This window comes from Mesorhizobium sp. A623 (assembly GCF_054489405.1).
This window is the reverse complement of the sequence record NZ_JBTMXB010000103.1, coordinates 1-1,589: the sequence shown is the minus strand read 5'-3', so window position 1 is coordinate 1,589 and position 1,589 is coordinate 1. Positions and strand designations below refer to the sequence as shown.

Genomic DNA, 1,589 nt, shown 5'->3' with positions numbered 1-1,589 from the left:
TCGGCGCAGCTCAAGGGCACCGAGGCCTTCTCCGAGGCGCTCAAGGCAAAAGGCATGGCGCCGATCGCCAGCATCCAGACCTATGTCGACTTCAATGAGGCCTATGCTGACCTGGCCGCCGGCCGCACGAATGCCGTGGTGAATTCCCTGCCCAACCTGCTCTACCTGCAGACGCAGCGCGGCGACGTCTTCGAAACCATCCGTACGACGTTCGGGGACCCTACCTATTTCAGCTGGGCCTTCCGCAAGGATGACGACAGCAAGGCGCTTGCCGACTTCATCGACGACCAATTCCGCAAGCTCGCCGCCGATGGAACCATGGCCAAGCTTCAGGAGAAGTGGTTCGGCTTCACCATGGAACTGCCGACGGATGCCCTGCCCGAACCTAAGAGCTGACGAGCCTGCATCGGCGTCCAACGTCCGGATAAACGGCGAGGCTCTTCAGCCTCGCCTGCGTAAAAACGTACAGGCTACAAGCCTGGCCTCAAGTCCATAAGGTCTGACCACGTGGCAATGCTCGCCCTCATCCAGAACAGTCTGCCCATCATGCTCTGGGGCGCGGGCATGACCATCCTGGTGTCGGGCGTTGCCATCATCCTCGGCATGCCGCTCGGCCTCGTCCTGTGCTTCGGCGTCACCTCGAAGAAGACGTGGCTGCGCCGCTTTTCACGCATCTATCAAAGCATGTGGCGCGGCACGCCCATCCTCGTGCAGTTGCTGATCATCTATTATCTGCTGCCGCTCATCGGCATCAACGTGGCTCCTATCCTCGCCGCCATTATTGCGCTGACCCTCAACACGATCGCGTTCCAGGCCGAGATATTTCGCGGCGGGCTTTTGGCCATTCCGCCGGGGCAATTGGAAGCGGCACGCATGGTGGGCATACGCAAATGGGCGGCGCGCCAGCACATACTCGTGCCCCAGATATTGCGCCTCGTCATCCCCTCTTTGGTCAACGAGACCATCAGCATCCTGAAGAATTCATCGCTGGTCTCCGTCATCGCGGTGACGGAACTGATGCGGGTAAGCCAGCAGATCGTCGCGACCACCTATCGCCCGTTCGAAATCTACATCACCGCCGCCATCATCTACATCGTCATCAATTTCCTCCTGTCGCTGATCGGCCGCATGGCCGAGCAACGGCTGGCGCGGAGGGCCTGAGCTATGACGCAGTTCTTCGACCTGTGGCTGCAATACGGACCGCTGATGCTGGCCGGTCTGGCGACGACGGCCTGGATCTGCGCGCTGGCGACCGTTCTCGGGCTGGCTGTCGGCCTGCTGCTCGCCTGCCTCGAAAGCGCGCCGTTCACGCTGCTGCGCTGGTCCGTTCGCGCCTATATCGAAATCATGCGCGGTCTGCCGATCCTGATCCTGCTGTTCGTGCTCTATTATGGCGGCCCGAGCATCGGCATCAGGCTCAGTGCCGAAGCGGTCGGCGTTTTTGGCCTCGGCTTCTATGGTGCAGCCTATTTCGCGGAAATCTTCCGCTCCGGTTTCCAGTCGATCCCCAAGGGGCAGATCGAAGCGGCGCGCATGGCCGGGCTGACCGGCACCCAGATCATCCGCCATATCAAGCTGCCGCAAATGCT

3 protein-coding genes are annotated in these 1,589 nt (G+C 61.2%); all 3 read left to right on the top strand.

Translation table 11 applies throughout. The features are described 5' to 3' along the window. Positions 1-396 (top strand): transporter substrate-binding domain-containing protein (locus ACX3P1_RS28010; protein ID WP_459083053.1); only part of this gene is annotated, 396 nt, incomplete at its 5' end. Between the two features lie 117 nt (positions 397-513). Continuing rightward, positions 514-1,161 carry an amino acid ABC transporter permease gene (locus tag ACX3P1_RS28005; protein ID WP_459083055.1) on the top strand — a complete coding sequence of 216 codons (648 nt, stop codon included), beginning with the start codon at positions 514-516 and terminating at the stop codon, positions 1,159-1,161. A 3-nt stretch (positions 1,162-1,164) separates the two neighbouring features. Continuing rightward, positions 1,165-1,589 (top strand): ABC transporter permease subunit (locus tag ACX3P1_RS28000; protein WP_459083051.1); only part of this gene is annotated, 425 nt, incomplete at its 3' end.